Raw genomic sequence first — 6116 nt, forward strand, 5'->3', positions numbered from 1 at the left:
GATTCTCGGTAGTGCCGATCGATCCAGTTTTCCAACTGCGTTACAAGTTCGTCGGTCAATAAAACGCCCGATGCGACCGATGCCAGTTCATCAGGTGTCAAAACGACCCGCAGCCGCAAGCACGCCGGCCCTCCACCGTTGTCCATGCTCTCTCGCAGCTCGACGAATTCGACTCGGTCGAACGTGTTGTCCTCGACCAACTCGCCCAGCAACGTGTTCACTCCGCCGTGTTGTCGACAATCCTCCGGGGCGACCAAGACGGTCTGGTCCGTTTCCGTCGTCACGATCTGGCTGTTAAACAGGTACGTTGCAACGGCATCGTCCAGGCTGACACGTTGCTCGGGAACCTGGACGACTCGGATCGCGTCGTTGGTCGTCCGCCGCAAGTCCTCGATGACTCGAGCCGGTTGCGCAAAAGCTTGTTCGTGGCAAAGCAGCAGCTGGCGATGTCCCACCGCGATGACATCGTTGTGGAACACTCCCGCGTCGATGGCGCGAGGATTTTGTTTTGCAAAGACAACTCGGTCCGGATCGAGACGATGAAGTCGAGCAATGGCCTCGCCGGCCGCTTTCGATTGGCGGGCCACAAACCGTTTCGGACCCGATCCATCATCGCCGCGGGCATCGCTTCCGTACACAAACAGTTGCACCCCGGGAGCGTCGAATGTGTCACAGAATCGCGTGTGATTGGCGGCGCCTTCGTCACCCATGTCTGTCGAACTGGGGACCGCATCGTGGTGCACGAAGAATCGCGGGTCGTGAAAGATGCGTCTGAGAAGCATCGCCGTCAGGTCGGTTTCGCTGGCACGGTGCAGACTGGTGACCAGATTGGCCGGTGTGAAGTGGACGCGTCGGTCGTCGGCGTCGGCCGACGGACAAACCGTTGCCGCGTTGGCCGTCCACATACTGGAACTAGACATCGCGGTCGCAAGTAAATGTGGAGACTGCTTCTGTGCCGCTTCCAACACCGTTGCGTCATCACCGGAAAATCCCAACCGTCGCAACAGGCCCAGGTTCGGCCGCGGTTGCGGAGGCAGAACCGCCTGCGGAACCCCCAACGAACGCAACCGCGCCATCTTTGCCAGCCCCTGGCGGGCGGCAGCGCGCGGATGGCTTGGTTCACGGCGGTGCGACCATGAAGCAAGGTTGCCCGGAGCGAGGCCGGCATAATTGTGTGTCGGTCCGATCAGACCATCGAAGTTGACTTCGGCGGTAGTTGGAGCAGTCGTATTGGACATCGGCATCAAGTTGAAGAATCACCCTCCTCGCAGGAGCGTCGAGCTAAGCGGGGGCCGCGTCAATTCCCGGCATGATCGTCGCAGGCATCGACAACGATTCCGACTCCAGCATCGCGGCCGCGTCGCTGCAGTAGTCGGCCGCGAAGTAACCACTCGGGCGATGATTGCCCGACGCCCCCAAACCACCAAACGGCAGGCGACCACTGGCACCGATCGTGGCTTGGTTCCAATTGACGACGCCGGCACGAATGAATGTTCGAAACCGATCGAACAACTCGCGATCATCGGAAAGCAGCGAGGCGGACAATCCATACGCCGTACGATTCGCTTCATCGATCGCCGCATCAAAATCAGCGACACGGACGACCTGAAGCAGCGGCCCAAAAACCTCTTCATCATTCCGATCGGGCATGGCGGTCACATCAATCAGACCGGGGCGAATCAGCGCCGGATTGCGAGGATCACGCTCCGCCGCGACAAGTTCCACCGCGCCACCACGAAGCCATTCGGCTTGGGCGCTGAGCACTCGGTCGGCGGCCAGGCTCGAGATCAACGGCCCCATGAACGGTTCCGGATCATCGTCAGGCAATCCAATTCGCAAGGTCTGGCAATGCGCGGTAAGCCTTTCCAACAACGGTTCCGTGTCGGCGCCGTCCACCAACACCAACCGCCGCGCGCACGTGCAGCGTTGGCCGGCGGTGACGAACGCCGAAACGGCAGTCAGATACGCCGCGGCGTCGAGATCTTTGGCTTGATGAACCACCATCGGGTTGTTGCCGCCCATCTCCAACGCCAACAACACCTGGGGGCGGCCGGCCAACGATCGATGGATCGCGCAGCCGGCGGAGTAGCTGCCGGTGAACAGGACACCGTCGATGGCTTGCGACACCAGCGTGGCGCCGACTTTGCCGTCGCCCTGAACGGCCTGCAGCACGCCCGGCGGCAACCCGGCGGCTTGCCAAAGCTGGACCAGCAATTCTCCCGTGCCCGGCGTCATTTCGCTGGGCTTGAATACGACCGTGTTCCCCGCGATCAACGCCGGAACGATGTGCCCGTTGGGCAAGTGCGCAGGAAAATTAAACGGTCCGAGCACCGCCATGACGCCGACGCCACGATAGACCACGCGTCCGATGCCCTGCGGCAGATCGATCTGTTGCGGACCACTCCGCTCGCGATAGGCTTCGATGGCCAACTTGACTTTCGCCGGAATCAGCTTCGCCTCGCCGACGGCTTCCCAATGGGGTTTACCGGTTTCACGACTGATCTGTTGCGCGATCTGGTCCTGGCGCTGGATCGCCGCGTCGGCAAATCGTTCTGCCACGGCGATCCGTTCCTCCACCGGGCTGGTCTGCCATGACGTCAGCGCGGCACGTGCGTTCGAGACGGCGCCGGCCACCTGCGTCTCTGTCGCCACGGTTCCTTCCCAAACCACTTCATCGGTTCCCGGAAAGCAGGCCACCAGGGGCGGCGTGGACTCGGATGACGCTGTCATGATGGTTTCCTTTCGTTAGACGGCTCGCCGCTCCAGAAGGCTTTGGCCGTTCCCTTCAGCGGCGAGACGATCAACGAATCACCCACCGAAACGCCCAGGCTTTCGGCATCCTGTGGTTGCATTTGTATTCCATCGGGTGACCGTCGCGTCGCACAACCGATGCACCGGAAGGGACCGTCGGCGGTCGCCACCAGGGTGTCCATGACGGCATCCTGGTTCTCGTTGAACAGGCCCACCAGTTCAACCTGACTCGATTCAACAATCGTCCGAATCGCCTTGCGATCGCATCGAATGCACGGCCCTCCGTCAAAGATGTCGACCATTTGAGCCTCGTGGAAGCCTTCGGATTCGAGCAACCGCAAGGCGGGCTCGGTGTCGGTGTGCACCTTCCCGATCACCTCACGCGCCTGCTCGGGAAGCAGCGGAACATAGATCGGATGCATCGGCATCAACTCCGCGATGAACCGTTTGTCGCGAAACGACAACGTGTCGGCGATCGGAAAATCGACCTGAAAAAAAGGCCGGCCGACGGCGTCCCAAAACGGAGAACGCCCATCCTGGTCGATCACGCCCCTCATTTCTGCAATGACCTGCCGATCGAAACGCTCGGGGTCTCGGGCGATCAGCATGAACCGCGACAGCGACAACACACGACCTTTCCCTCCGCCGCGAAATTGGGGATGCAAAAACAACGTCCCCAGCTCGGTCGGCCCGTCAAAGATCTTGGCCAAATGCAAGGTGTCGACCTCGGTGCGAACGTTCAACGCCTCCGATCGATGGATGCTGCGTTCCAATCGAAACGCGTAAAACGGTTCCCCTTTGGCAGAATCACCGACGTGGGTGAACAGCCCCGCGGTCCCGATCACGCGTTGCTCGGCACCCTCGACCCACACCAACAACGGCGATTGGCCACACTCGGATTCTTCAATCCGCTTGGCCAGCCGTTCGCGATCCGGTGTCAAGGTGGTCAACCCAAACGTCGACTGGCCGGCCAAGTCGAACAGTGCATCCAGGTCTGCCGGCCGGACGAGCCGGATGGTGTGCATCGATAGGTATCCTGAAAAGTAGGGATGTTATTGTATCCCATTGAACACGATCGGTCCAAATCGATCGGCCACGGAAAAGGGGGCAGGTACCAAAAATGCGAAGCACCCTTTGGGCCATTGGGTTTTTGGTACCTGCCCCCTTTTCCGCTCGACTACGAACCTAAGCCAGCAACTCCTTCACCACGTGTCCATGCACGTCGGTCAGCCGATAATCACGCCCCTGGAATCGATACGTTAACCGTTCGTGGTCGAAGCCCAGTTGGTGCAGAATCGTGGCTTGCAGGTCGTGCACGTGCACGGGGTTTTCGGCGACACCAAAACCCAACTCGTCGCTCTGACCATACTCGAATCCGCCCTTGACTCCCCCGCCGGCCATCCACATCGTGAACACGTCGGGGTAGTGGTCACGACCCAAAATCTTGCTCTTCGCCGTCCGGCCCTCGCGAAACGGCGTCCGACCAAATTCACCGCCCCAAACGATCAGGGTGTCTTGCAACAGGCCGCGTTGTTTGAGATCGCGGATCAACGCCGCGATCGGCTTATCCATCGTCGCACACTTGTTGGTCAGGCCGTCGGTCAGTCCCGTGCCGGCTTGCGTGCCGTGGAAGTCCCAGCCCCAATCGAACAACTGAACAAACCGCACTCCCGATTCGACCAACCGGCGGGCGAGCAAACAATTGTTGGCCAGACTCGACGCGCCCGGCGTCGCACCGTATTCATCCAGCGTCTTCTGGGACTCGGCCGCAATGTCCATCACCTCCGGAACCGAGGTTTGCATCCGGAAGGCCAGTTCGTATTGCGAGATCCGCGTCAACGTTTCCGGGTGCCCCATCTGTTCGGCTTGCAACTGATTCAGATCCGCCAACGCATCGAGCGTCGCGCGGCGCGTCGCTCGGCTCATCCCCGGCGGGTCCGACGAATAAAGCACGGGATCGCCCTTGGATCGACACTGCACGCCTTGATAGACCGATGGCAAAAATCCGCTGCCGAACGAGTTATTGCCGCCGTTGGGTTGGACGCCGCTGGAAATCAAGACGACGAACCCGGGCAGGTTTTCGTTTTCGCTTCCCAGCCCGTACGTGATCCAAGATCCCATCGAGGGTCGTCCGCTACGCGGCGAACCGGTGTAAACCAACAACTCCGCAGGCGCGTGATTGAATTGATCGGTATGCATCGAATGCACCACACACATCTCGTCGGCGACTTCATGGAAATGTGGAATCGCATCGGACATCCACATGCCCGATTGACCGACGCGCTGCCACTTCCGCGGCGACCCCATCAACTTCGGCGTCCCGGACGTAAACGCAAATTCACGACCGGCCAGAAACTCGTCGGGGCAATCCTGGTCGCTGCGTTTGACCAGTTCGCTCTTGTAATCGAACAAGTCCAGGTTGGGCGGCGAGCCGGTCATGTGCAAATAGATCACCCGCTTTGCCTTGGGCGCAAAATGGGGCGATCGACTGGCAAGTGGATCACTCGCCCGTAGGACCGCTGACTCGCCAGCAACACCGTCTCCCGCCATCAACGACGCCAAAGCCATCGAGCCGATCCCGGCAGTGGATTGCTGCAAGAAATGCCGGCGGGTGCGCAATTGAAGGTGATTGAATCGAGGATCCATGGCAGTCTAAAGGTTCGTTGGGGGCTTGTAATAATCGTTGCAAGATTCAGTGCAAAATCGTCAATGCAAAATCGTTGATGATGACTCAACCAGACCCAATGACGGCCGCAACGGACGCCACCGCCAGCCAACCATCGGCGTCTCCTTCTCATCAATCCCCCTTCTTCGCGGGGAGGGGCAAGCGAGGTGACAGGAGCATCGCACCAGCAACGTTTTTGTTCTCTCTATCGTTTCATCAACAGTTCGTCCAAGTTCAAGATCACGTTGGCGACCACCGTCCAGGCGGCGTATTCGGCCGGGTCGGCATCGTCGGGCAGGGCGCCGATCGGATCGGTTGCCATCTTCATCGCATCTGCGGTCGCCTCGCGATAGGTCTCGGTCGCGGCGATCACGAGTTGTTCCAGACGCTTGATCTCCGCAGCACTGGGCGGCCGAATCAATGCGGTCTGAAAGGCGTATTGGATTCTTCCTTCGGCCGAGTCCGCCTCGCGGATCATGTTTCGCGCGAACGACTGGGCCGCTTCGACATAGACCGGATCGTTCATCGTGACCAAAGCTTGGAGTGGGGTGTTGGTTCGAATCCGGCGGACCGTGCAGACCTCTCGGTTGGGTGCATCGAACTGGGCCATCGACGGATAGGGGCTGCTGCGGCGCCACGTCGTGTACAACCCGCGTCGGTAGCGGTCTTCCCCCTTGCTCGTCTGCCAATCGGTGGCCGA

General features: G+C 60.2%; 5 protein-coding genes. All 5 read right to left on the bottom strand.

Annotated features, from left to right (window positions below):
* Window positions 1–1238 (bottom strand): N-succinylarginine dihydrolase (gene astB / locus ABX749_RS18040; RefSeq protein ID WP_372897185.1); only part of this gene is annotated, 1238 nt, incomplete at its 3' end.
* Window positions 1239–1281: 43 nt separating this feature from the next.
* Complete coding sequence (gene astD, locus ABX749_RS18045) at window positions 1282–2730, bottom strand: succinylglutamate-semialdehyde dehydrogenase (protein WP_372897186.1); 1449 nt, start codon at window positions 2728–2730, stop codon at window positions 1282–1284.
* Window positions 2727–3776: an arginine N-succinyltransferase gene (locus ABX749_RS18050; protein WP_372897187.1), complete on the bottom strand. Its 1050-nt coding sequence runs from the start codon at window positions 3774–3776 to the stop codon at window positions 2727–2729. Before ABX749_RS18050 ends, astD begins: the two co-directional genes overlap by 4 nt.
* Before the next feature lie 160 nt (window positions 3777–3936).
* Window positions 3937–5397, bottom strand: a complete 1461-nt coding sequence (locus tag ABX749_RS18055) for a DUF1501 domain-containing protein (RefSeq protein WP_372897188.1) — start codon at window positions 5395–5397, stop codon at window positions 3937–3939.
* Window positions 5398–5621: 224 nt separating this feature from the next.
* A partial coding sequence (locus tag ABX749_RS18060; RefSeq protein WP_372897189.1) for a DUF1553 domain-containing protein occupies window positions 5622–6116 on the bottom strand: 495 nt, incomplete at its 5' end.

Origin of the sequence: Stieleria sp. (genome assembly GCF_041595215.1) — a bacterium.
Lineage (GTDB): Bacteria > Planctomycetota > Planctomycetia > Pirellulales > Pirellulaceae > Stieleria > Stieleria magnilauensis.

Bases quoted from the DNA above. Each gene is read 5' to 3' on its own strand.
- astD (WP_372897186.1), bottom strand. From the start codon at position 2,730: ATGACAGCGTCATCCGAGTCCACGCCGCCCCTGGTGGCCTGCTTTCCG.
- ABX749_RS18055 (WP_372897188.1), bottom strand. From the start codon at position 5,397: ATGGATCCTCGATTCAATCACCTTCAATTGCGCACCCGCCGGCATTTC.
- ABX749_RS18050 (WP_372897187.1), bottom strand. From the start codon at position 3,776: ATGCACACCATCCGGCTCGTCCGGCCGGCAGACCTGGATGCACTGTTC.